Origin of the sequence: Fictibacillus enclensis, assembly GCF_030123385.1 — a bacterium.
GTDB classification, from domain to species: domain Bacteria; phylum Bacillota; class Bacilli; order Bacillales; family Fictibacillaceae; genus Fictibacillus_C; species Fictibacillus_C enclensis.
In genome coordinates this window covers 3,504,754-3,527,765 of record NZ_CP126109.1, presented here as the reverse complement: position 1 = coordinate 3,527,765, position 23,012 = coordinate 3,504,754, and the positions used below count along the sequence as shown (strand labels likewise).

21 protein-coding genes and 1 pseudogene are annotated in these 23,012 nt (G+C 45.3%); 11 read left to right on the top strand and 11 right to left on the bottom strand.

Annotated elements, in window-relative coordinates; translation table 11 throughout:
• Positions 1 to 194: 194 nt before the first annotated feature.
• From QNH15_RS18470 to mgrA, 3 genes are all read left to right on the top strand, one after another.
• Complete coding sequence (locus QNH15_RS18470) at positions 195 to 1,946, top strand: ABC transporter ATP-binding protein (RefSeq protein ID WP_283889632.1); 1,752 nt, start codon at positions 195 to 197, stop codon at positions 1,944 to 1,946.
• Complete coding sequence (locus QNH15_RS18465) at positions 1,947 to 3,728, top strand: ABC transporter ATP-binding protein (RefSeq protein ID WP_283889631.1); 1,782 nt, start codon at positions 1,947 to 1,949, stop codon at positions 3,726 to 3,728.
• Between the two features lie 327 nt (positions 3,729 to 4,055).
• Positions 4,056 to 5,066, top strand: coding sequence for an L-glyceraldehyde 3-phosphate reductase (gene mgrA, locus QNH15_RS18460; RefSeq protein ID WP_283889630.1), 1,011 nt, complete (start codon positions 4,056 to 4,058; stop codon positions 5,064 to 5,066).
• Between the two features lie 130 nt (positions 5,067 to 5,196).
• On the opposite strand, the gene QNH15_RS18455 is transcribed toward mgrA, so the two are convergent.
• Genes QNH15_RS18455 through fdhF form a run of 4 tightly spaced genes read right to left on the bottom strand, consistent with a single transcriptional unit; the run spans position 5,197 to position 9,412 of the window.
• Positions 5,197 to 5,556 carry a Na-translocating system protein MpsC family protein gene (locus tag QNH15_RS18455; RefSeq protein WP_283889629.1) on the bottom strand — a complete coding sequence of 120 codons (360 nt, stop codon included), beginning with the start codon at positions 5,554 to 5,556 and terminating at the stop codon, positions 5,197 to 5,199.
• A 13-nt stretch (positions 5,557 to 5,569) separates the two neighbouring features.
• Positions 5,570 to 5,947: a phosphate-starvation-inducible protein PsiE gene (locus tag QNH15_RS18450; RefSeq protein ID WP_347343353.1), complete on the bottom strand. Its 378-nt coding sequence runs from the start codon at positions 5,945 to 5,947 to the stop codon at positions 5,570 to 5,572.
• Positions 5,948 to 5,975: 28 nt separating this feature from the next.
• Positions 5,976 to 6,455, bottom strand: a complete 480-nt coding sequence (locus QNH15_RS18445; RefSeq protein WP_283889627.1) for a helical membrane plugin domain-containing protein — start codon at positions 6,453 to 6,455, stop codon at positions 5,976 to 5,978.
• Positions 6,455 to 9,412, bottom strand: a complete 2,958-nt coding sequence (gene fdhF / locus QNH15_RS18440; protein WP_283889626.1) for a formate dehydrogenase subunit alpha — start codon at positions 9,410 to 9,412, stop codon at positions 6,455 to 6,457. Before fdhF ends, QNH15_RS18445 begins: the two co-directional genes overlap by 1 nt.
• Positions 9,413 to 9,717: 305 nt before the next feature.
• Here fdhF and QNH15_RS18435 point away from each other — a divergent pair, with 305 nt between their 5' ends.
• Positions 9,718 to 10,476, top strand: coding sequence for an SDR family NAD(P)-dependent oxidoreductase (locus QNH15_RS18435; protein ID WP_283889625.1), 759 nt, complete (start codon positions 9,718 to 9,720; stop codon positions 10,474 to 10,476).
• On the opposite strand, the gene QNH15_RS18430 is transcribed toward QNH15_RS18435, so the two are convergent.
• Both QNH15_RS18430 and QNH15_RS18425 read right to left on the bottom strand, forming a co-directional pair.
• Positions 10,455 to 10,766 (bottom strand): hypothetical protein, encoded by a 312-nt coding sequence (locus QNH15_RS18430; protein WP_283889624.1) that lies wholly within the window; start codon positions 10,764 to 10,766, stop codon positions 10,455 to 10,457. The two genes, QNH15_RS18435 and QNH15_RS18430, sit on opposite strands and share 22 nt — an antisense overlap.
• A 33-nt stretch (positions 10,767 to 10,799) precedes the next feature.
• The gene (locus QNH15_RS18425; protein ID WP_283889623.1) at positions 10,800 to 12,161 is read right to left on the bottom strand and encodes an amino acid permease; all 1,362 of its coding nucleotides are present in this window, start codon (positions 12,159 to 12,161) and stop codon (positions 10,800 to 10,802) included.
• A 205-nt stretch (positions 12,162 to 12,366) separates the two neighbouring features.
• Here QNH15_RS18425 and QNH15_RS18420 point away from each other — a divergent pair, with 205 nt between their 5' ends.
• From QNH15_RS18420 to QNH15_RS18405, 4 genes are all read left to right on the top strand, one after another.
• Positions 12,367 to 13,593 (top strand): putative glycoside hydrolase, encoded by a 1,227-nt coding sequence (locus QNH15_RS18420; protein ID WP_283889622.1) that lies wholly within the window; start codon positions 12,367 to 12,369, stop codon positions 13,591 to 13,593.
• A gap of 211 nt (positions 13,594 to 13,804) precedes the next feature.
• Positions 13,805 to 14,302, top strand: a complete 498-nt coding sequence (locus QNH15_RS18415) for a hypothetical protein (RefSeq protein WP_283889621.1) — start codon at positions 13,805 to 13,807, stop codon at positions 14,300 to 14,302.
• 73 nt (positions 14,303 to 14,375) lie between these two features.
• Entirely contained in the window at positions 14,376 to 14,864 is a 489-nt protein-coding gene (locus QNH15_RS18410) for a hypothetical protein (protein WP_283889620.1), read from the top strand.
• A gap of 154 nt (positions 14,865 to 15,018) precedes the next feature.
• Positions 15,019 to 15,582, top strand: a complete 564-nt coding sequence (locus tag QNH15_RS18405) for a glycerol-3-phosphate responsive antiterminator (protein WP_061972361.1) — start codon at positions 15,019 to 15,021, stop codon at positions 15,580 to 15,582.
• A 25-nt stretch (positions 15,583 to 15,607) separates the two neighbouring features.
• Here QNH15_RS18405 and QNH15_RS18400 read toward each other — a convergent pair whose 3' ends face one another.
• The 4 genes from QNH15_RS18400 to QNH15_RS18385 form a co-directional block, all read right to left on the bottom strand.
• The gene (locus QNH15_RS18400; protein ID WP_061972362.1) at positions 15,608 to 16,396 is read right to left on the bottom strand and encodes an HAD-IIA family hydrolase; all 789 of its coding nucleotides are present in this window, start codon (positions 16,394 to 16,396) and stop codon (positions 15,608 to 15,610) included.
• A 119-nt stretch (positions 16,397 to 16,515) separates the two neighbouring features.
• Entirely contained in the window at positions 16,516 to 17,292 is a 777-nt protein-coding gene (locus QNH15_RS18395) for a sugar phosphate isomerase/epimerase family protein (RefSeq protein ID WP_283889619.1), read from the bottom strand.
• Positions 17,276 to 17,779 carry an MFS transporter gene (locus QNH15_RS18390; protein ID WP_283889618.1) on the bottom strand — a complete coding sequence of 168 codons (504 nt, stop codon included), beginning with the start codon at positions 17,777 to 17,779 and terminating at the stop codon, positions 17,276 to 17,278. Before QNH15_RS18390 ends, QNH15_RS18395 begins: the two co-directional genes overlap by 17 nt.
• Positions 17,730 to 18,641 (bottom strand): MFS transporter, encoded by a 912-nt coding sequence (locus QNH15_RS18385; RefSeq protein ID WP_283889617.1) that lies wholly within the window; start codon positions 18,639 to 18,641, stop codon positions 17,730 to 17,732. The genes QNH15_RS18390 and QNH15_RS18385 overlap by 50 nt, the downstream gene beginning before the upstream one ends.
• A gap of 412 nt (positions 18,642 to 19,053) precedes the next feature.
• On the opposite strand from QNH15_RS18385, the gene QNH15_RS18380 reads away from it, so the two are divergent.
• The 3 genes and pseudogenes from QNH15_RS18380 (at position 19,054) to QNH15_RS18370 (ending at position 21,665) form a co-directional block, all read left to right on the top strand.
• Complete coding sequence (locus tag QNH15_RS18380) at positions 19,054 to 20,988, top strand: lamin tail domain-containing protein (protein ID WP_283889616.1); 1,935 nt, start codon at positions 19,054 to 19,056, stop codon at positions 20,986 to 20,988.
• 108 nt (positions 20,989 to 21,096) lie between these two features.
• A pseudogene (locus QNH15_RS26230) lies at positions 21,097 to 21,221 on the top strand (DeoR family transcriptional regulator); the annotation flags it as partial.
• 219 nt (positions 21,222 to 21,440) lie between these two features.
• The gene (locus QNH15_RS18370; RefSeq protein WP_283895781.1) at positions 21,441 to 21,665 is read left to right on the top strand and encodes a hypothetical protein; all 225 of its coding nucleotides are present in this window, start codon (positions 21,441 to 21,443) and stop codon (positions 21,663 to 21,665) included.
• A gap of 37 nt (positions 21,666 to 21,702) precedes the next feature.
• Here QNH15_RS18370 and QNH15_RS18365 read toward each other — a convergent pair whose 3' ends face one another.
• Positions 21,703 to 23,004, bottom strand: a complete 1,302-nt coding sequence (locus QNH15_RS18365; RefSeq protein ID WP_283889615.1) for an ABC transporter substrate-binding protein — start codon at positions 23,002 to 23,004, stop codon at positions 21,703 to 21,705.
• Positions 23,005 to 23,012 lie beyond the last annotated feature (8 nt).

Here is a 23,012-nt window from a genome sequence, read left to right as displayed (position 1 = left end):
AACAATTATACCTGAAAACCCGATCCTTTTTAACAAAAAAACCTGGAGATATCGTCTTTCTCGATTATTGATAAAACAATCCGCAATTTATTTCTTTTACATGAAAAAGTAATATTTGTTTTTTTGCTTCTATAGAATGATACGGTCGGTTAAAACAAACCCAACCATCTATAGAAGTAAGGAGGTAGGAAAAATTGCATAGCTTGCGCTGGATTTGGGGAAACCTGCTGCCTTATCGCAAACGATTGACTTTGGGGCTGCTGCTCGTGCTTACAGTTGCGTGCATGAACCTGATCAATCCCTATGTGGCGGGCAAAATTGTGGACCGGGTCATTTATGGAAATCAGAACGTGCTGCTCTGGCAGCTGCTGGCCATCATGATCGGCTCTACGCTTATTCGCACAGGTGTTCGCTACGGGTACCAGATGCTGTTTGAAAACCTGTCACAGAACCTGATTTTTATGATAAGAGAGAAGCTGTATGACCATCTGAACCAGTTGGAACCGGGCTTTTATGACCGGACGAAAACAGGTGATATTATGGCGAGGATGACGAGTGACCTGGAGGCTGTACGGCATTTTGCCGCATGGACCATTTACATGGTTGTTGAAAACCTGGCCATTCTGCTGTTTGCTCTCTGTTTCATGTTTTACATTCATCCGCCTTTGGCGCTGGCTATGCTGGCGGTTACGCCGGTCATTGGCTTTTTTGCCTACAGGCTGACAAAAGATGTACGGCCAACCTTTGCCGAGATACGAAACCAGTTTGCCAGGCTGAATTCGGTTGTACAGGAAAATATTTCAGGCAACCGGGTGGTAAAAGCCTTTGCCAAGGAAGAGTATGAGATTAAAAAATTTTCTGCTGAGAACAAGGCCTTTAAAGAGAAGAATCTGATGTCATCCCATGTTTGGGGAAAGTATTTGCCAGTACTGGATTCGCTGGCAGGTGTATTGACCGTTGTTATGACCTTGGCCGGGGGGATCATGGTCATCCGTGGCTCCCTTTCTCTGGGAGAGCTTGTAACCTTTAATTCTCTCATTTGGGCATTGAACAATCCGATGAGGCTGGCGGGATGGCTGATCAATGATGTGCAGCGGTTTATCGCATCGGCAGAAAAAGTGGAAGAGCTGCTGGAAACAGAACCACAGATCAAATCGATAACCGAAGAAAGGGCTGTACAGCCGTCCAATAACGTTCTTGAATTTGATCATGTTCATTTCAGTTATGGAGACGGCCCGGTTCTTCGTGACATCACGTTTCAGGCTCATGCCGGCGAAACCATCGGCATTATTGGTCCCACAGGTGCCGGTAAATCGACGCTGGTTGACCTCCTTGGCCGCTTTTATGAAGTGGATGCCGGGGAGATCAGGGTGGATGGCATCAACATCAAGGATTGGAACATTCATCAGCTGCGGGAAAAAATGGCGATGGTGATGCAGGATATTTTTCTTTTTTCCGATACCATTGAGGGAAATATCGCTTATGGAAATCCGGATGCACCAATGGACGCGGTATATGATGCAGCGGAAAAGGCGGAAGCCAGCCGGTTCATAGAGTCGCTTCCCAAAGCCTATGACACAGTGGTGGGGGAAAGGGGCGTGGGGCTCTCGGGCGGCCAAAAGCAGCGAATCGCTCTTGCCCGTGCTCTGTTGCGGGATCCTTCTCTGTTAATTTTGGACGATACCACGTCAAGTGTGGATATGGAAACAGAGTTCAAGATCCAAAAAACGCTGAAATCCATTCTTAAAGATAAAACTTGTTTTATCATTGCGCACCGGATTTCATCGGTAAAAGATGCCGACATGGTCCTGGTGATGCAGGAAGGGTGCATTATCGAAAGAGGGAAACACGCTGATTTGATGAAAAGAAAAGGGTATTACTGGCATGTGTACAACAACCAGTTGGGCAATTTTGATCTGACATCGCTTGGTGAGGAAGTGATATAGATGGCACGCAATACGTATGATGTGGATGAAGAATTGGAAACACCGTTTAATCTCAAACATTTAAAGCGCTTGACCGTGTATGTCCGGCCGTTCAAAAAGAAAATGACTTTGACGGTGCTGATTATGCTGATCGCCAGCGGGGCCAATCTGATCGGCCCCTTTATCATCAAGCACGCAATCGATAGTGAAATTCCGGACAAGAACATTACAGGTCTTACCCTGCTTTCCGGCATCTTTCTCGCCGCACTGGTGATTTCGGGCATTTGCATGAAGTGGCGGATAAGGATGATGGCCGACATAGGCCAGAGCATTATCCAAAATATCCGCAAGGATCTCTTTTCGCACTTGCAGTCCTTGTCTTTTTCTTTTTATGACAGCCGGCCGCACGGGAAAATTCTTGTCCGTGTTGTCAATTACGTTAATTCATTGAGTGATCTGTTATCCAATGGGTTGATCCAGCTGATTACCGATTTGTTCAGCCTGGCCGTTATTTTCGGTTTTATGCTGGCGATCGATGTTAAGCTGACGCTGCTTACCATGGCTGGATTTCCTGTTCTTGCGACGGTTATCTTCTTTATTAAAACAGCCCAGCGAAAAGCATGGCAGACGCTGAGCAACAAGCAATCCAACATGAACGCCTACATCCATGAAAGCATAAACGGCATGAAGGTGACTCAGGCGTTTACGCGTGAACAGGAAAACAAACGGATTTTCCACAGAGTTTCAACGGGATATAAACAGTCATGGCTGAAGGCGATGTACGTTCAGTTTCTGCTCTGGCCCTCGATTGAAAATATTTCGGTACTGACCGTATCTGTCATCTATGTGTTTGGTATCGCCTGGATCGGTCATGGTGTAACAGTAGGAGCTTTGATTGCCTTTATCGGCTACATCTGGATGTTTTGGACGCCGCTGGCGAATATCGGGAACTTTTACAATGCCATCATAAACGCCATGGCGTATTTGGAACGAATATTTGAAATGATGGATGAACAGCCGGCTGTTAAAGATAATCCCGATGGAAAGGTCCTGAAAACCATTGAAGGAAAAGTAGAGTTTGAGAGTGTTGAATTTGGCTATGGAGAAAAAGAGCAGGTGCTGAAGAACGTTCAGTTTAAGGCGGATCCCGGTGAAACGATCGCTCTTGTCGGTGCAACCGGTTCTGGAAAAACGACGATTGTCAGTTTGATCAGCCGATTTTACGACTGTACGCAAGGCAGAATCAAAATCGATGGAACAGACATTCAGGGTGTGACTCTTTCGTCACTCCGTAAACAAATGGGCGTAATGCTTCAGGATCCGTTCATCTTTTCGGGAACAATTATGGAGAACATCCGGTATGGCAGGCTCGATGCCACGGATGAAGAGGTAATGGAAGCGGCCAAGGCCGTTCAGGCCCATGATTTCATAAGTGGTTTGCGGCACGGGTATTACACAGAAGTAAATGAAAGAGGAACTTGGCTTTCCACAGGCCAAAGGCAGCTTATTTCATTTGCGAGGGCACTGCTTGCCGACCCGAAAATTCTTATTTTGGATGAAGCGACCTCATCCATTGATACCGAAACAGAGCTTGCTTTACAAAAAGGGCTGCAGCGGCTGTTGGCAGGAAGAACGTCCTTTGTCATCGCCCACCGCCTTTCCACTATTCAAAATGTGGACCGTATCCTCTATATTGATGACGGGCGGATTGTGGAAGAAGGGGCGCATGAGGAACTGATCGGAAAAAGGGGCTGGTATTGGAAGCTGTATAACTCCCAGCGCCTTCCTTCCGACGCAGGATGAGTGAGATCATTTAAGGGAGCATTTCGATGCTCTCTATTTTTCATTTTATCGGGGTAGTCTTATAATAGAAGTTGAAAGCGCTATCTTATAACGAGATACAATGTCTCCTATTTGAATAGGTACAAGATTATGAGAATCATGAACTGAAAGCAGGTGATACAGCCGAGGGTGACTCCCGATACAATATATAGCTATGGCTTTGTCTACTAAACCAGCATGAAGAAGGGGAACATGACCTCAGGCGCATAAAGAAGAGTTATTACTGGTATAAAAATGTGGTCCAAACAAACGGAGAAGAGATTTAACGATTTAGAGGAGGCTTTTTTAATGGTATACAGTGCAGTTAACAATCGCTATGAGACGATGAAATATAACCGAAGCGGCCGTTCAGGCCTTCAGCTCCCAGCCATTTCACTGGGCCTGTGGCATAACTTTGGCGGAGTCGATCCGTATGAAAACGGCCGTGCCATGCTGAGACGGGCATTTGATCTGGGCATCACCCACTTCGATCTGGCGAACAATTACGGCCCTCCGGCCGGTTCAGCGGAGGAGATGTTTGGCAACATCTTGAAAACGGACTTTGCGCCGTACCGCGATGAGATGATTATTTCGACCAAAGCCGGTTACTATATGTGGCCGGGGCCTTATGGCGAGTGGGGCTCCAAGAAGTATCTAACCGCCAGTCTTGATCAGAGCTTAAAACGAATGGGGCTGGACTATGTGGACATCTTCTATTCCCACCGTCCTGATCCAAACACCCCTCTGGAAGAAACGATGGCAGCGCTTGATGCGGTTGTACGCCAGGGAAAAGCGCTGTATGTGGGTATTTCCAGCTACAGCCCTGAACAAACGGAAGAAGCCATCAGAATTCTGAACGACCTGGGAACTCCTCTTTTAATCCATCAGCCAAGCTATTCCATGCTCAACCGCTGGATCGAGGACGGCCTGCAGGATGTACTGGAGGAAAATGGTGTCGGTTCCATCGCCTTCTGTCCACTGGCTCAAGGATTGCTGACACCAAAGTATTTGGACGGTGTTCCAGAAGATTCAAGGGCGGCTAAATCTACTGGAGCCCTTGATGAAAACAGTGTAACGCCAGAGGTTATTGAAAAAGTAAAGCGGTTGAACGATATTGCCGCCAACCGTGGCCAAAGCCTTCCGCAGATGGCGCTGGCCTGGGTGCTTCGCGGCGGGAAAGTGACTTCTGCGCTAATTGGCGCCAGCAAGGTGAACCAAATCGAAGACAATGTGAAAGCTCTTGATAATCTTGATTTTAGTGATGAAGAACTGCAGCGAATTGATGATATCCTCATGGTGAATAGCTCGGTTCGTTCTTAACAACAAAAAAGAACTGATACGATGCGCGTATCAGTTCTTTTTTTGTGCTTGATGAGTAGTTAGTTAACATAACCCGGTTTTAGATTATGGCGGGTAAACCGGCTATTTCCGCGGGTATTTCACAATACCATTACTCTTTTGAGTGCAGCGGCTTATCAAAGACAAAAACGGTCATGGCGATATCATCTTCAATATCGATATCTGAAAAGATACGGACGATATGGGCGCCCATAAGTTCTTCAAACCTCTGGCGCACGCCTTTGTCGTTGTAGATTTTTTTAACAAATTCAGTCCGCGCTTCATGCACCATTTTTTCGCCATCTTTAGAATTCATCATGAACTTTTCGATATTTGTGAGATTCCCCCTCATTTCACTGACCGCCCATGAACCGATAAAGCGGGTGCTGATTTCTTTAGGACCGTTGCCGACAAATTCTTTTCGAATTTCCCGTACAAGCATACTGAATTGATGTTCCATATTTCTGCTCATTGTTTCATCTCCTTTAACCGCCGAAAGGTTTTCCCTTGCGTATCATCAGCAGGTAACTGAAAGTCAGCACAAGGATGACAAGCGACAGCCAAAAGTTTTCCTGCGGATTCTGGTTGTTCACGATAATAAACCTTACGCTAGCAGTAATGCCAATATATAAAAGGTAGCCCAGAGGAAAATGGTGGCTCTCACTAAAATATTTCACGATCATTGATATAAAGGCAAAGTAGAGGAAGAAAACCAATACTTTTCCCAGTATAACATGCACATTGGTCTGATGATGCAGGGCATCGCTGATGATATAGAAAAGCTCGCGAAACAGAAAAAACAGCAAAGCGAGAGCCAGCAGGACTAGAGAAAGATTTAACAGATATTGAAACCCTTTACTCAAGGTTTTCCATTCTATTACGTATTTCATCCTATTCTTTCAAACCTTCTCCAACCCCTTTTAAGAGGTTAAGCCCAAAACCTATGGCCCGGTTGATGTCAGGATCCTTCAGTGCCTTCATCAAATCAAATACGCCTACCTTTTCGTTGGCTTCCAGTCCTTTTTCCGCTTTCTCCAGTCCGTTGCCCAAGGCACCCATTAGTTTTTTGGTCATATCTGGATTGGTATCGGACAAAGCACCAGCTGCGGCCATCATGTTGTTGATGGCGTTGGTAATTTGGGGGCGGAGAAGCTGCTCTACAGCAATGCCCGCTACTTTTTCTTTTGCTTCAACAAGACCATTTACCGATCCAAGAATTCCGCTTTCGTGCAATTCATTGAACAGCTTGATTATTTCTCTGATTCCGTCTCCGCTTTTTGCCAAGTCTGTCAGAATTGCTTCCAGACTTTGTTCTTGCAGTTCTTTTTCTGTACGGGCCGGATGGACAATTTTCGTAATCGGCTGTGCCATTATCTCTGACCTCCCACCGGTATATTGACATCGGCAATCGGTTCATAGTCAGCGCGTGCCCATTTGCGTTCCACCTGAACACCCGCTTGCGGATTGCGCTCCGCATAACGCGGATTATACATAGGAAGTGGAGCTCGTCCTTTAACGTTGATCACTTCCATGCGCACCTTCGTCTGTTTGTAGGCCGGAGTCTGGGTCCGGACATCACCGACACTGCCGGTCAGAATGTTAATAGCATTTTCATGGCTGACGGAATGCATCGGAACATACAATTCGTTACCTTGTACCCGGTCGGTTACGATGGAACGCAGTTTAATGAATCCGTAAGGGGATATCAAACGAACAGTGGATCCATCCTGCACGCCGCGTTCGCGCGCGAGCTCCGGTGAAACCTCTACAAATACTTCAGGCAGCTTGTATTGAATACCCTTGGATTTATTGGTCATGTTTCCTTCATGAAAATGTTCAAGCAGGCGGCCGTTGTTCAAAGTCAAATCAAATTCCTTTTCATAATCAACCGGCTGGACGTAGTCAACAAGCGAGAATCGGGCCTTGTTGTCCGGGAAGTTGAAGCGCTCGGTATAGAGAAGAGGCTCATCGCTGCCATCCTTTTGAACCGGCCAGATCAGGCTGTCCCATCCTTCGAGGCGGTCATACGAAACTCCGGCGAAAATAGGGGCAAGACTTGCGATTTCATCCATGATTTCACTTGGGTGAGAATAGTTCCAATCAGCTCCCATTGCTTTGGCGACCTGCTGGATGATCCACCAGTCCGGCTTGGATTCTTCCAACGGTTCAAGTGCCTGGTACAATCGCTGAACCCGGCGTTCCGTGTTCGTAAAGGTTCCATCTTTTTCAAGAGACGGTGAAGCTGGAAGAACCACATCTGCAAACTGGGCTGTTTTTGTAAAAAATACATCCTGTACGACAAAAAAGTCGAGCTTGCCAAGCATTTCATGAACATGGTTGGAGTTTGAATCCACCCATGCCATGTCTTCACCCATAAGGTACATGGCTTTCAACCGGCCTTTTTCCACTTCCTGAAGCATTTCAATGTTGGTGAGACCGGCTTCAGGTGAAATGGAAACGCCATATGCTTCTTCAAATACAGCACGTGCCGCAGCATCTGTCAGTCTTTGGTTGCCTGGAAGCCATTGCGGGAGTGTACCCATGTCACAGGATCCCTGAACATTATTGTGTCCGCGCAATGGATAGGCACCTGCACCGGGGCGTCCGAAGTTTCCGGTTGCCAAAAGAAGGTTGGCAATCGCTGCTGATGTATGAGAGCCCGCAATGTTTTGGGTAACACCCATTCCCCAGAGCACGCATGTGCCATCTGCTTCATGAATCATTTGGGCCGCTTCCATGAGCTGCTCTTTGGACAGGCCAGTCACTTCCTCCGCAAAATCAAGGGTATACTTTTCAAGCATAGCCAAATATTCGTCATACTGGTTGACGCGGTCCCGAATAAATGCTTCATCATGCCATCCCTGGTCGATGATGTATTTGGTCACTGCCGCCAGCCATACGAGATCGGAACCTTGTTTAGGGTGGAGATATAAATCGGACCGGTCAGCCATTTCATGTTTGCGAAGATCAGAAACGATCAGCTTTTGGCCGAGTAATTTTTTCGCCCTTTTTACGCGGGTGGCCAAAACAGGATGTCCCTCCGTCGGATTGGCACCGATAATGATGACCAGTCCGGCGCTTTCAATGTCTTTGATGGTACCGGAATCACCGCCATAACCGACCGTTGATAGCAATCCGTCGGTCGCAGGGGACTGGCAGTAGCGGGAGCAGTTGTCCACATTGTTCGTTTCAAAGATTTGCCGTGCAAGCTTTTGCATCAAGTAGGCTTCTTCATTGGTTGTTTTTGAAGAACTCACAAAACCAAAGGCATTGCCGCCATACTGTTGTTTAATGCTGCCCATTTTTTCACCGATTACAGAGAGTGCTTCTTCCCATGTCGCTGTGACAAATTCATCGCCTTTACGGATGAGCGGGTGAGTCAGGCGCTGGTCGCTGTTCACGAAATCCCAGCCGAATTTTCCTTTGATACAAGTGGAGATGCTGTTAACCGGAGCATCTTCAGTTGGTTCGATTTTTAAAATTTTTCTTCCTTTTGTCCAAACTTCAAACGAACAGCCGACGCCGCAGAAGGTGCAGACCGTTTTGGTTTTTTTCGTTCGTGTATCCCTCATTGCGGCTTCCACTTCTGAAATGGCAAAGATACTGCCATAGCCCGGTTCAACTTCTTTAATTAAGTCGACCATCGGGTTGAGCAGGTCCTGCTTGATTCCTGTCATGAAGCCCGCTTCCCCAAGCATGGATTTTTCCATCAAGGCGTTGCAAGGACATACAGTGGCACACTGGCCACAAGAAACACAGGAAGATTCATTGATCGATTTGTCGTTATCCCAGATAACACGTGGCATGTTGCGTTCCCAATCAATCGTCAGTGTTTCATTGACTTGCAGGTCTTGGCAGACTTCTACGCATTTTCCGCAAAGAATGCACTGATTTGGGTCATAGCGGTAAAACGGGTGGGACATATCCACTTCATAGCCTTTTTCACGGAAAGGCCGTTCCTGATGCTCAACCTCAAGTAATTCAGCGGTATTATGGACTTTGCAGTTGCCGTTGTTGTTGTCGCAAACGGTACAGTAGAGAAGGTGATTCTCGAGGATGCGGTCCATCGCTTCATTCTGCGCCTCTTTTGCTGTTGGTGAAGAGGTGAGAATGTTCATTCCTTCCTTTATTTCAGTGGAACAAGCTCTCATTACTTTTCCATCAATCTCACACATGCATGTATCACATGTCTGGATCGGTCCGAGCGTTTCCGTATAACAAATATGAGGATGCTCGACTCCCTGCTGCAAAAGGTGCTCGAGTACCCTTGTTCCTTTTTTGACTTGCTGTGTTACACCGTTGATCTGTACGGTTAACGTATTTTCCACTCTAATTTCCTCCTTAAAACCTAAAAAACCCACCATAAAACAATCTGTGCCTGTTGACACAAATTCCTTTACAGTGGGTTAATAGCTAAGCATTATGAATACCAGCGATCCATCCCGCTATGTGATTGCACGCCATGAACTCCTGGCAGCTGATCGTTACCGAAGAACAATGAACGTTTCCTTTTTTGATTATACCACTTTCCTTTGATGGGGTAAATTTACTTTTTGGAAATGGCTAAAGGCGTCGATTTTAGGGAACACAGAGTATGATTAAGGCTTAACATAACCTATACGGGAGGTGCTTTATGAAATATACCGTCATCACAGGAGCAAGCTCAGGAATCGGTTATGAAACGGCTCTTGCGTTTGCCGAAAGAGGAAAGAATTTGATTGTGGCTGCCCGCAGGCAGGAAGAGCTTGAAAAGTTAAAAAGCGAAGTCCAAAACATTAATCCCGATCTTGAAGTTATCATTAAAACGGTCGATTTGGCAGATCCGGAAAATGTTCACCGTTTATACGAGGAGCTGAGCAGTTACGAGCTTGAAACCTTAATCAATAACGCGGGCTTCGGTAACTTTGACAGTGTGGGGGAGCAGAATTTAAATAAAATCCAGACCATGCTTCATTTAAACATTGAAGCACTGACCATTTTATCCACCAAATTCGCGGCGGGTCATGAAAACACGGAAGGTGCCCAGCTGATTAACATATCATCCGGTGGCGGCTATACGATTGTTGGTAATGCCGTCACCTATTGTGCGACCAAGTTTTATGTGAGCGCGTTTACCGAAGGCTTGGCCCAGGAGCTCAAAGGGAAAGGCTCGAAGCTGAAAGCAAAAGTGCTTGCTCCTGCTGCGACGGAAACGGAATTTGCCCAGCGGTCGATGGATATGGAACATTTTGAGTATAGCGGCAATCTTCCTAAATTCCATACCGCAAAAGAGATGGCTCACTTTTTGCTTGATCTGTATGACAGTGATAAAGTGGTTGGCATTGTGGATGGGGAAACGTATGAGTTTCAATTAAAAGATCCGATTTATCCTTATGTATCCAGAACAAGATAAGCATAAAAAAACAAAGGGGCTGTCCTGAAAGTCAAAAATCGACCTTCAGGCAGCTCCTTTGCGTAAAAAATCTTCAATGAAAAGTTGATTGTAGTGGAAGGTGCGAGATCCTCGAAAATGAAAATCACATTTTCTTCGTGCGATGCACCGCTGCCGCAGCGTTCCTTGTCCTGCGGGACTAGCGTGGCAGGTGAGACTCCCGCAGGCGCTTGCGCCAAAAGGTAGGCGTTCACGCCGGTAAGGCTCACCGAACGCCCCGCGGAAAGCGAGCGGCCTGGAACGAAAATCAACGGCTTCCAGACTTCTTGGACAGCCCGTTTTTCTCATGAAGCGCTGGGTTTGTTTCGTTTGGTTATCAGGTAAGCAACGATCAGGATGATAAACCAGACAGGAGTGACAAACAAGGCGATCCGGGTGTCTTTTGCAAACCCGAGCACGACTACAACGAAAGCAAAGAACAAAAGGACTATCCAATTAATAAAGGGAGCGAGCGGCATTTTGAATTTGCTTTTTGCTGCTTCTTCGGGTTTCTGCTTTCTGAAGCGCAGATGTGCGATCAGAATAATGCCCCATACCCAGATAAAACAGATGGTCGCAATGCTAGTAACCAGGGTAAAAACATCTTCCGGCAATAAGTAGTTAAGCAGAACTCCAAATAACAGGAAAAAGGTAGATACAATCAGTGCCGCCGCAGGCACTTTTTTGTCGTTCAGGGAGGCCAGACGTTTCGGTGCTTTTCCTTCATTAGCCAGTGTATACAACATTCGTCCTGTACTGAATAAACCGCTGTTACAGGATGACATAGCAGAAGTAATGACCACAAAGTTAATGACACCAGCTGCAGCAGGTATTCCGATCAGCGAGAAGACCGAAACAAACGGACTGCTCGACGGGTTGATTTTGTCCCAAGGATAGATCGACATGATGACGATCAGGGATCCGATATAAAAGAGAAGGATCCGGACCGGAATATTGTTGATCGCGCTCGGCAACGTCGTATCCGGATTCTCAGCTTCACCGGCGGTGACCCCAACGAGTTCAACTCCGACAAAAGCAAAAAGGGCCATCTGAAAGGCCAGAACAAATCCGGAAGCGCCATTTGGGAAAAATCCGCCGTGGCTGACAAGATTGGAAAAGGAAGCCTGTGTTCCATGGCTTTCATATCCCATGACAATGAGTACAATACCGATCACAATCAGTGCAATAATGGTAATGATTTTTATGATAGCAAACCAAAACTCGATTTCTCCAAACGCTTTGACAGCCGACATATTGATCAGCAGTAAGATAAGCACCACAGCTAGTGCGGTCAGCCATTGGGGAATGGAAGGAAACCAATACTTTACGTACACACCTACCGCTGTAATTTCTGCCATGCCGGTCACAATCCAGCAGAACCAATACGTCCAGCCCGTAATAAAACCGGCCCAGGGGCCGATAAAGGATTCGGCAAAGTGCGTAAAGGAACCCGAGGTCGGATTATACAGGAGCATTTCACCCAATGCGCGCATCATGAAGAAAAGCATGATTCCAATCAAGGCATAGTTAATCATGATGGACGGGCCTGTCAAATGAATGGACTTGCCTGCACCCAAAAAAAGACCAGTGCCAATGGCCCCCCCTATGGCTATTAATTGAATGTGCCGGTTTTTTAAACCGCGGTGCAGCTCTTCTTCTTTTTTCATTGATACACCAACCTTTTCTACATGATCTCTGGAAAATTTTTTTCTGCGGTTATTGTCTTTAATTCCCTTTACTATTCCCTTGCAAAACCAATTGCATAACGGTTAATCATGAAAAAAGAGGGTATAGACACAACGTAATGCCAAACTTTGTTCGAAGACTTTAATGGAAGTCTTGCAAGATAACGACATCACAGGAGGGTTTTGGATGAAAAAAATATGGTCGAGTATTTCGCTGGCAAGCGTGCTTTTGTTTGGAGGGATTGCCGGCTGCAATGCTCAGGATGCAGCAGGAGACGAGACAAACAAGCAACCGGCTAAAGAAAAAGAAAACAAGAAAACAGAACAGGGAAAAACAGCAAAAGAAAAAAAGGAGGAAGAGAAAAAACAGGCAGAAGCATCAAAACCAAAGCCTGCTCCCAAACCCAAGGACATAACGGTTAAAGGGGTATACATGTCAGGTGCTGCAGCAGGCATGAACAGCAAATTTAATGAGCTGACCAAGCTGGTGGATGACACGGAACTCAATTCACTTGTAGTAGATGTAAAAGGTGATAGCGGTGAAATTACATACGATTCAAACGTTCCCGAAGTTAATTCATATGGTTCTGATAAACATCCCCCAATTAAAAATATGAAGCAAAGGCTAAAGGTGATGAAAGACAAAGATATTTACACGATCGCCAGGGTGGTTACATTTAAAGATCCATACATGGCCAAAAAGAAGCCGGCATTCGCCATGAAAAAGAAAAGCGGCGGATTGTATTACAATGACGGCATACCGTGGGTGGACCCGTATAAAGAACAGTACTGGAAGTATGTTACTTCTATTGCAAAGGAAGCCGCGAAACTTGGATTTGATGAGATTCAGTTTGATTATGTCCGTTTTCCTGATAACGGAGCACAGGTGGACCGGGAAGTGAAATTCGATAACCCGAAAAAGAAGTCAAAAGCACAGAACATCCACGACTTTTTAACGTATGCCAAAAAAGAACTGAAGCCTTATGGAGTCAATGTGTCTGCCGATGTGTTTGGGGTTTCAACGAGCGCGAAAGGAGATACAGGAATTGGACAGCAGTGGGAGTCTTTGACACAGGCCGTCGATGTCATGAGCCCGATGACATATCCATCTCATTACGGACCAGGGGAATATGGTATCAAAGTCCCTGATGCAGAGCCCTACAAATTAATCAAGAGTGCCCTTCAGCCGGCGATCCAAAGGGACAAAGCACTGGAAAAACAGAAGAAACATGCAGCAAAAATCAGGCCATGGTATCAAGATTTTACGGCCACCTGGGTGGACGGCCATATTACATATGGCTCTCAGCAAGTGAAAGATCAAATCCGCGCCGGTAAAGAATTGGGCATTGACGGCTATTTACTATGGAACGCAAGTAATGAATATACGAAAGAAGCGCTTCAGCCAAAAAACTAGAAACTTACCGTGCAACAGAACAGCCGATAGAAGGCTGTTCTGTTTGTTTTTCTGGGTACTTATAAACCAATATACATAATTATTCAAATTTAAAAAATTTTTTCATTTTTCTGGGTAAAAAATACTAGAAAGAGTATTGTAACTGTGATAGATTACTTATGGTGAACATGCAAAAAGTCCTATTTATTATGTTGCAGAGGAGGAAGACCTTTTGGAAAGCTTAAAAGAAAAGCGGAGAAGAGAGCGGCAAAGAAAGTTGAAAACAAGACTCCTTATTATTCTTTCATTTCTCATTCTCTCAGGAGGCGGAACATTCGCCTATGCTGAGAGTAATAGCATAAAAGATTACCTTTCCAATCAGTCTCAACGAATTCTCGGTCAACTTATGGCCCGGCTGCATCCCGATATGAAACAAGTGAGTGAAGAATCTTCCAAAGAAGTGCAACAAGCGGTACAAACTGAATCGACAGCGATGAACCAAGAGGTGTCTGCCTATGCAAATTCGGAGCTTGAGCGCTACAAACAAGAAGTAAAGAAGTATGAGGAACAAAAAAAGGAATCTATTAAAAGAGAACGAGTACGAAGTGAAGCAAAAGCGAAGCAGGCACTTCGACAATCTACCAACCAAAAAATAGAAGAAGCGAAAAAACAAATCGATCAAGCTGCAGAAGCGGAGGCCGCCGGACAATTACAGAACAACGGCCAATAAATACAGGAACAGAGTACAGATGTACTTTTTCTATACATCGACGTGGCGATAGCCGGAAGGAGAGAATCTAGAAATGTCAGTCAAAAAGAAAGCAGCAGCAGCAGTTACCGGACTCATGGTAACTGGAGCCTTGTTTGCAGGAGCGGCCTCTGACAGCTTTGTGGATCATGTAAAGGCGGGTGTAGCTCCGCTGATTGGGAAAGTGGCGGCATGGGCAGGATATCAAGTGGCGGATAACGCTGAAAAGAAGGAAGACGAAGTAAACGCTCATGTAAAAAGCGAGTATCAGCGAGGAAAGACGGAAGTAGGCAATGCGTACAATAGTACGGTGGCGGATGGCAATGCACAAATTAACAGCTATGCCGAGGAATACAAAAAGGCCATTACGGCTGCGACCAACGAAAACACCGCTCTGGCAAAATCGAGTATCCAGGAAAAGGTAACCAAAGAGGTGTCGGCCGCCAAGTCGGAGATTGATGCAGATGCAAAAGCAACCGTCGACCAGCTCATCCGCGAAACCAATTCATCCATTCCGGCTCCACCGACTTCGCCCGAACGTTAATTATAAAACAGGAGACAGGCAGCAGCCTCTCCTGTTTTTTTATGTTTGAATCGCTGGCTCCAAATGCAATAGGAAAAAACAAGGGAAAATCATTACTGATATAGAATACCTTGTTAAACGCTAAGAATTCGGTACTTAAGGAGCTGCACTTCACATGAATATTGTTGACCTTGTTCAGTCACAAGTGATCGCGTCTGTAAAAGAGGAGGAAGATATTGAGAAGGCGATAAACAGCACATCCAATATCGTTTTCCTGTTAACCGGTAATCTTTTGAACATGACAGAGCACCTGGACCGGTTGAAAAGTGCTCAAAAAAGTGTTTTCATACATATTGATTTTATTGAGGGCCTGTCCAATACGAAAAGCGCCATTAAGTATATCGCTAAAAAGTGGAAGCCCTCGGGCATCATTACCACAAAAAGTTCCTTGATTAAATTTGCGAAGGAAGAGAAATTAATGGTTATTCAGCGTATGTTTCTCATCGACCACACGGCCTTAAAAAAGGGGATCAGCATCTGTGAAACGTTTGCACCGGATGCGATTGAAGTCTTGCCCGGGCTGATGCCTAATATTATTGATCATCTGACTCATCGGATCAACCTGCCTATTATTGCAGGAGGCCTCATCAGTTCAAAGGAAGATATCACTAAAGGGCTGGAAGCGGGGGCACTTGCGATGTCTACCGGAGATCCTGCGCTTTGGAATTTTGATATATAAAAAAAGGGGAAACGAGTTCCCCTTTTTAGCTGATTTGTAATTGATGGATTTCTTTCATGCTTGGAAGAACATATGAAGGCTTATGAATAGATGTTTTGACCATTTCTTCCGTGGTAATGCCTGACATCACCAGCACGGTCTGAATGCCATGATCAATGCCCATTCGTATATCGGTTTCCAAACGGTCTCCGACAATATAGCAATCTGCCGGTGTTAACTTTAAAATGTCTCTGATGACAATGTCTGCTGCAAGTTTGGAGGGTTTCCCCATAATATAGTCAACAGGTTTGCCGGTCGTTCCTTCAAAAGCGCCAATTATGGATCCGCAATCAGGAAGCTGTCCGTCCATCATCGGACACGTCCGGTCTGGATTTGTGGCGATAATCATCGCATTGTTGGCAGCCCATGCCTGGTAGGCATCGTTCAGCTTGCGGTAATTAAATTCCCGATCCCATCCCAAAACCACATAGTTGGCTTCGCGCGGAACGGTGGTCAACCGGATTCCTTCATTTTGCAGTTCTTCGAATAAAGCGGCTTCTCCAATCACATACACAGCTTCTTCCGGTGTCATTTTTTGTTTTAAAAACATCGCTGTAATGTAATTCGAATTAATCACATCTTCAATAGATGCATCAATTCCCAATCCCCGAAGTTTTTTTACATAGTCATTCCGTGTGGCTATGGATTTATTGGTGAAGAAGACCACCTTGTGACCACACTGCCGTAAATATTCGATGGACTCCTTCACGCCATCCAGGATTTTTTCCTCCACATACACAGTTCCATCCAAATCCAATATAAAACCTTTTGCCATGGTGATACCTCCGATACGTATGAGCTAAACGATGCAAAACCCCCAGCTAAAGAAGCCTCCAAAAGAGTAAAGGCAAAAATAGCTGGGGGTTCTCTTCATCTCTTCCCTGCGATAGTGTATTACGTCAACACAGACTTGGTGTTTGACTGATGATTAATGATTTGCTGAAGCGAGTATTTGTAAGGATTGATTTCATAAATTACCGGCCCGTTAAATCGATGGTTGATCAAATATTCTCCTGCGTTTTTTGTAAATTGGTTCCCGTCTCCCGGGAGTAAATGAAGGTCTGCCTTTCCATCATTCTCCGATAAGTGGAGGGCTCCAAGAGATGCGCCGAGCCGGTCGATGGCATCTTCCAATTCATTTCCCATGAGATTGAGATGGCCTGTATCCAGGCAAGCCTTGACCTGTGTATTTTTTATGAGATCGAGCCATTCATCAAGATTGGAAGCAACCTGATGACAATAGTTCAAATGGTCGGGGATCAAATTCTCCAGCAGAAGATCAATCCCGTACGGTTTTGCCACCTTATCCAGCCGCAGGATCCGTTCCGTTACCCTTTCTATGCACGCATGCTTTTCTTCAGAAAACCAGGCATAGCCGCCATGAAAGGTAGCATGCGTCCCTCCGTAATCAGCAAGCCGTTTAATCCAATCCGTTAAAATTGAAAAGGTACGTTCATAGACCACAGCATCGGGAGTAGCCAAATTCAGATCATGAAAGGGTAGGTGCAGTCCCACGTTGAAACCGGATCGATGGGCAAATTCCAGATAGTCAGCTGCTTTACGCTGTTCTGCCAGGACTTCAATGCCTCTGAACCCGGCTTCTTTTAGACGTTCAAAGTCACCCAGATGGGCATCCAATCCAAGTGACCAGCTGTTAAGCCATTTCTCCATGATTCTCTCCTTTCAATGTTGTTCCAGGACTTACGTTTAATTCGTTGTTCAGTTCCTCGAGGTTCTTGCCTTTAGTTTCCGGGGCCAACAGTACAGAAACAATCAAGCCGGCCATGCTGATTACCGCGAAGAACCATAGTGCTTTGGAATTTCCCCATGCGGCGACCAGATTCGGAAATACAAGGATTCCGAGAATGGAACCGATACGGCTGACTCCGGTGGCCAGACCTGAAGCACTTGCCCGAATACTGGTTGGGAACAGTTCCGTCGGATAGACAAAGTTCAGGATTCCTCCACCCATATTGGCAAACAGAACAGCCAAACTAAAAAGAATAACCAAAAAGGCCATGGTAGGATGAGGATTTAATGCAAGAATGATTAACGCAATGGATAATCCGGTAAATGACGTAATGATCAGCGGACGTCTGCCGATTCTTTCAACCAGATTCAATCCTACAATGGCTCCAAGCAAGCCCAGAACACTCACCGTTAGGGAACCTGTATATTACCATCATTTGTGAACCATTGGTAAACGGTTTTAAGATGGTTGGTGTATACATGGAGATTCCATAGTACGCGACCGCGTAACAGAACCAGAAACCGCAAACGAAGAACGTCCGTCTGAAAAGAGATTTTGTAAAAAGAGCTCCTGCCTTTTGTTTTGGTGCTGCATCCGGCTTGATGATGACTTTTTGTCCTGTGATCTTCAGCATGATTTCTTCCGCTTCTTTTTCACGTCCTCTTGAGGCAAGCCATCTCGGTGACTCCGGGAGTGTAACCCTGAAAAAGAAAACAATAAGAGCAAATACAGCACCGACCAGCAGCATGTATCTCCACGCACTTGCACCGAGCGGAAGCATCAGCATTCCGATAAGGTAGGCGGTTACCGCCCCGACGAACCACATGGCACCAAGTGAAGTGCTATGTTTGCCGCGGCTCTTTGTGGAACTGAATTCAGACACCAGGGTGGCAGAGATCGGATAGTCAGCTCCGATACCAATCCCAAGTAAGAAGCGGAACAGAATGAGCTGCCACGGAGCTTGTGCGAAAGCGGTTAAGGCAGCAAAGACGACAAACGCGACCAAATCAACCACATACATTGCTTTTCTTCCGTATTTGTCTGTTAAATTTCCGAGCCATAAAGCACCGATTAAGGAGCCGATGACTGCAGACGAAGTAATTAACCCCTGAAGACCCGGAGTGATTTCCCACTGGCTTAAAATGAGCGGCATGGCTACGGCAATGACCGTTAAGTCAAAACCATCCAGAAACGTACCTGCAGCCGACAGCAACGTGACCTTTCTTTGAAAGCGCTTTAGTTTTGGAGAATCCAAATGCTCAAAGCTCATTACTTTTCCCCCTTTTTCTGTGTAACGTTATGGAAAAGAACAAATAAAAGCCATAGCCAAAAAAACATGTACCATGTTTTAAATGGCTATGGCTTCTCTTCATCTCCGGCCATAAAGCTACATTAAATTTTAGGATTGCTAAATCATTTATACAATATTCAAATAAGTCTGTCAACGTAATTTTTTGTGGTGTTTAAAACAATGGATTGAACAATTTTCTGTTGTAAAACAATTAACATCTAGGTATGATTGTGAATAATCAGATAACAACTTTAATATCCGTACGGGTAGAGATATGGGAGAACCCTGTGAACAGATGTGTACTGCAAAGGAGCGGCACACCATTTGGTCATGGGGTTTTTCGTGTTGTCGGAGGTTATCTGGTTGCAAAAAATTTAGAGGAGGAACAGGAATGAAAGGCAGGAAGTGGCTGATTTGTATGATGGCATGTGCTATAGGCTTGGGTACGGATTTAAGGTTGAACTCCATTCAACCGGCAGCGGCTGAAAGTGCAATCCCCCGTTTGCTGATCACAGAAGTCGTTCCGGACACGGACAATTATGCGGGATATGATGCGTTTGAGTACATTGAAATCTATAATAACAGCAATCAGGAGATCAATCTTCAAGGCTATCATATTGCTTCTAGCAACTGGAATACGACGATTGAGAATTCGATTAAAATCGCTCCGTGGGATACCGTGTTGTTTTGGCCAAGAAGACAGGAAGTGAAGCCCCTGACGCTGGAAGGCTTTAACCACCTTTATTTCTCCTCATATTCAAGTAAATACATACAACAAGATCATCTACAACCAATAGAAAATGTTGGCGGACTGGTAAACAGTAACAACCAGACAGTCTCCGTTTACGATCCGGGTGGAAAAGAGATCGTAAAAGCAAAGTACACCGGAAGCCAGGTAAGTGCAAACAAGTCCATTACGCTCGGCTATCCGACAGATGGCAGCAACACGATGAAAACCTTGGCAGGCAGCCAAACGCCGACACCAGGATGGGTGGTATCAGGACAAGCTCCGGCAAGACCGAAACTGGATGACGCGGCACCAGCTGTTCCGGCAGGTATTCAGGCACAGGCAGGAAACGGTGAAATCGATCTAACATGGAGTCCCAATAGAGAAACAGATCTCTATCGTTATAATATCTACAAAAATGGCAATCTCGAATATTCGGTTGATCCGTCCAAAACTACATTCCGATTGTCTGCCCTGATTGGCCATCTCAATTATGATCTCCAGATCACGGCTGAAGATACTTCGGGAAATGAATCACCGAAATCTCCCGTATTGCGCGTTCAGCCTGATCATCAGCTGATCACGCAAACCGAAAGATCATCCAATGACAGAAATCCCGCTTATCAAACACTATGGGATATTTCCAAGGACGGCCCTGTCATCCCCGGACTGGCAGAGGACCTCGTTCCCCAGGGAATTGGTTATTATAAGAAAAAGAACTGGTTGTTTACCATCAATTATTTGGACGATGGCCGACCAGGAACACTTTGTGTCGTTGATGCTACTACTGAAAAACTAGTAAAGTCACTGGTGCTCTACAATCAGGACGGGACACCTTACACCGGACACGCAGGGGGTGTTACCGTAAGTATGGACCATGTATGGATATCCTCCGAAGAATCTCTATTTACATTGGATGTTGACGATATTGCCGCCGCTCAAAATAATGATGAGCTAACGTTCACAAATGAAATCCCGGTACCCGTAGAAGCGGCTTATGATGTCTATGATGATGACAAAAAGATTCTGTGGGTCGGTGAGTTTTATGAGCCAAACGCCTATCCTACCGATCCCTCTCATCATCTCGTAAACCGGGCCGGTGAAATGCAATTTGCTTGGATGGTAGGTTACAAGCTAAGACCGAATACGGATATGCTGACTCACGAGCAGTGGGACCCTGCAGGCAATGAGCCCGCAAAACCAGACTATGTTTTTTCCACGATCGGTAAGGTACAGGGAGCGATCGTCCAAAAGAAGGGAATTTCTCTGGTCACGTCTTACGGGCGGGCGAATGACAGTGTTTTGTATCGATATAATGACCCGATGAAAGAAGAACCGCATGAATATGTAACCGTTGGGGGAAAAGAAGTGCCTGTTTGGTTCCTTGACGGGGAAAATGCAAAGCCGGTCAAAAGTATTACGGCTATCCCTATGAAAGAGGGAGCCGTACTCGTAAAAAGTGATCTGTATGTTTCTTTTGAATCGGGCGCGAACAAATATCGGTATACAGGTTCTTATCCAAGAGACCGGATGCTTAAGATTGATATGAAAACCTTAATGAAGGATGACAGAAATACAGAAAAAGAAGAGCGCCAATAAGAGAAAAGACCAGCTGTCTTAAAAGACGGCTGGTGTTTTTGTTCTGTCCAAACAAAAACAAATAAACAGAAATAAAGTAGGTGCAGACAATGCTTGTAGCACGAATGAATGAGCATCAGGGTGAATGAGCTGAGCAAGATCTTTTCTGTGACAGAGGAAACGATCAGAAGAGACCTGGAGAAATTGGAAAAGGTACATCTCCTTTGTCGGAGCCATGGGGGCGCTCTCCATTGAAAAAAGATCAATCGGAGATTTCTTATCAGGAACGGAAATTATCCATTCCGTAGATAAGCAAAAGATTACGAGTGAGGCGGTCAAGTGGATTGAGCCGGGAGACCAAATCGCTCTCGATGCAAGCACTACGGCCTGGTATATGGCGAAAGAACGTTTTCAGGTTATTCCTATGAAACGGTTTTACGTTTATTTCGTATACGTACATAAGGAGGGGGATCATGAAAAGATTCTTGGTATTTATAGGCCTGTTTCTTATTGGATACCTATTACTGCAGCTGGTATCCGGCCTTTTTCTAACGGCGGGTTACTCACCGGAAATCATGGACCAGGGCAAAACCGTGGGTTATCAAGTGTTTGGCCGGATTTCTTTTTTCATCGGAACGTTATTTATTGCGACGCTTGCCTTTTTTCTGTCTGAAAAAATGATCAGGATCAATAAGTAAACCCCTGAAGCTCAGCTTCAGGGGTTTTGATTTTCTATTATTTCTTTAACTTATTCCATGTAGCATCAAGTGCTTCCAATGTTTCTTTTTCTGATTTCTTCTTGCCAACATAGGCTTGAAGAGCAGATCCAAATTCTTGCCCAGCACCATCAGGATATTTCATGAACTGCCAAGTATACGTTTTACCTTCTTTGGAGTACTTCTGGATTTCAGCGCCAAGTGGTCCGATATCTTCTGCCTTTGCGTCAATGTTCTTGAAGGCAGGGATGTATTTGAATTCCTTCGTCAACGCTTCTTTTCCTTCTTTAGAAGAAACCATCCAGTTCAAGAAGTCTTTTGCTGCTTTTTTATCAGCCTCAGGAGCTTTATTGTATACAACCCAGTTACTCGGTACATCTGCCATGAGCTTATCTGCTTCTTTTGCATTGTTGTTCAGTGCCATTGGGATAAAACCAACGTTCATGTTCGTCGTGATTTTGTCGATCATCGGCTGAATCCAGTTACCTTGCTGGATCATTGCTGCATCACCGCTGGCAAATAGGGTTACTTGTGTGTTGTAGTCTGTAGTTAACGGGTTTTTATTACCATACTTAATCGTCAGATCAAGCAACTTGAAATAATCGTCAAAGTATTTGCTGTCTGCGATTTTTGCTTTTCCTTCGTTCAAACCTTTAATAAAGTTTTTGTCTGCACTTTCCTGATAAGCCAACGGAACATTCAAGCCGTGGTTTGCAAGCACCCACCACTCGCCGTAACCGACTGAGAAAGGTGTGATGCCTTTGGCTTTTAATTTTTTCGCTGCGGCTTCCAGCTCAGAGAATGTAGTAGGAAGCTTGGTAATTCCTGCTTTTTTGAACAATTCCTTGTTGTATGCAAATCCGTAGCCTTCAAGGTTTACCGGCTGGCCAAGCACTTTTCCGTCCAGAGTCATTGGCTTCAATGCATTTGGATATGCATTTTTTACCCATGGCTGATCGGAAAGGTCTTCGAGTTTGTCTTTCCATGTGACGGCATCCTGATAGCCAGAGCTGGTGAAAATATCAGGCGCTTTGTTGGAAGCAAACTTCGCTTTTAGAGCTGCACCACCGTCTGCACCTCCGCCTACGGTTTCAATGTTAAAAGTAACGTTTGGATGTTCTTTTGTATACTGGTCGGTCAATGCTTTAAGCTGGTCGGCAATTTCTACTTTGCCCTGGAACATATCAATGACGACTTTGTCGCCTTTGCTTCCGCTTGCTTTGTCTCCTGATGCACCATCACTGGAACAAGCTGCTGTAAAAAGAAGTGACGCGGAAAGCACACCTGCTGCTAATGAAAACTTTTTCATGTTTTTAACCATGATTTTAC

What these genes read in the sequence shown, in the direction of transcription:
- QNH15_RS18465 (WP_283889631.1), top strand. Translation starts at nt 1,947, where the DNA reads ATGGCACGCAATACGTATGATGTGGATGAAGAATTGGAAACACCGTTT.
- mgrA (WP_283889630.1), top strand. Translation starts at nt 4,056, where the DNA reads ATGGTATACAGTGCAGTTAACAATCGCTATGAGACGATGAAATATAAC.
- QNH15_RS18455 (WP_283889629.1), bottom strand. Translation starts at nt 5,556, where the DNA reads ATGAGCAGAAATATGGAACATCAATTCAGTATGCTTGTACGGGAAATT.
- QNH15_RS18445 (WP_283889627.1), bottom strand. Translation starts at nt 6,455, where the DNA reads ATGGCACAGCCGATTACGAAAATTGTCCATCCGGCCCGTACAGAAAAA.
- QNH15_RS18435 (WP_283889625.1), top strand. Translation starts at nt 9,718, where the DNA reads ATGAAATATACCGTCATCACAGGAGCAAGCTCAGGAATCGGTTATGAA.
- QNH15_RS18425 (WP_283889623.1), bottom strand. Translation starts at nt 12,161, where the DNA reads ATGAAAAAAGAAGAAGAGCTGCACCGCGGTTTAAAAAACCGGCACATT.
- QNH15_RS18420 (WP_283889622.1), top strand. Translation starts at nt 12,367, where the DNA reads ATGAAAAAAATATGGTCGAGTATTTCGCTGGCAAGCGTGCTTTTGTTT.
- QNH15_RS18410 (WP_283889620.1), top strand. Translation starts at nt 14,376, where the DNA reads ATGTCAGTCAAAAAGAAAGCAGCAGCAGCAGTTACCGGACTCATGGTA.
- QNH15_RS18405 (WP_061972361.1), top strand. Translation starts at nt 15,019, where the DNA reads ATGAATATTGTTGACCTTGTTCAGTCACAAGTGATCGCGTCTGTAAAA.
- QNH15_RS18400 (WP_061972362.1), bottom strand. Translation starts at nt 16,396, where the DNA reads ATGGCAAAAGGTTTTATATTGGATTTGGATGGAACTGTGTATGTGGAG.
- QNH15_RS18395 (WP_283889619.1), bottom strand. Translation starts at nt 17,292, where the DNA reads ATGGAGAAATGGCTTAACAGCTGGTCACTTGGATTGGATGCCCATCTG.
- QNH15_RS18385 (WP_283889617.1), bottom strand. Translation starts at nt 18,641, where the DNA reads ATGAGCTTTGAGCATTTGGATTCTCCAAAACTAAAGCGCTTTCAAAGA.
- QNH15_RS18380 (WP_283889616.1), top strand. Translation starts at nt 19,054, where the DNA reads ATGAAAGGCAGGAAGTGGCTGATTTGTATGATGGCATGTGCTATAGGC.
- QNH15_RS18370 (WP_283895781.1), top strand. Translation starts at nt 21,441, where the DNA reads ATGAAAAGATTCTTGGTATTTATAGGCCTGTTTCTTATTGGATACCTA.
- QNH15_RS18365 (WP_283889615.1), bottom strand. Translation starts at nt 23,004, where the DNA reads ATGGTTAAAAACATGAAAAAGTTTTCATTAGCAGCAGGTGTGCTTTCC.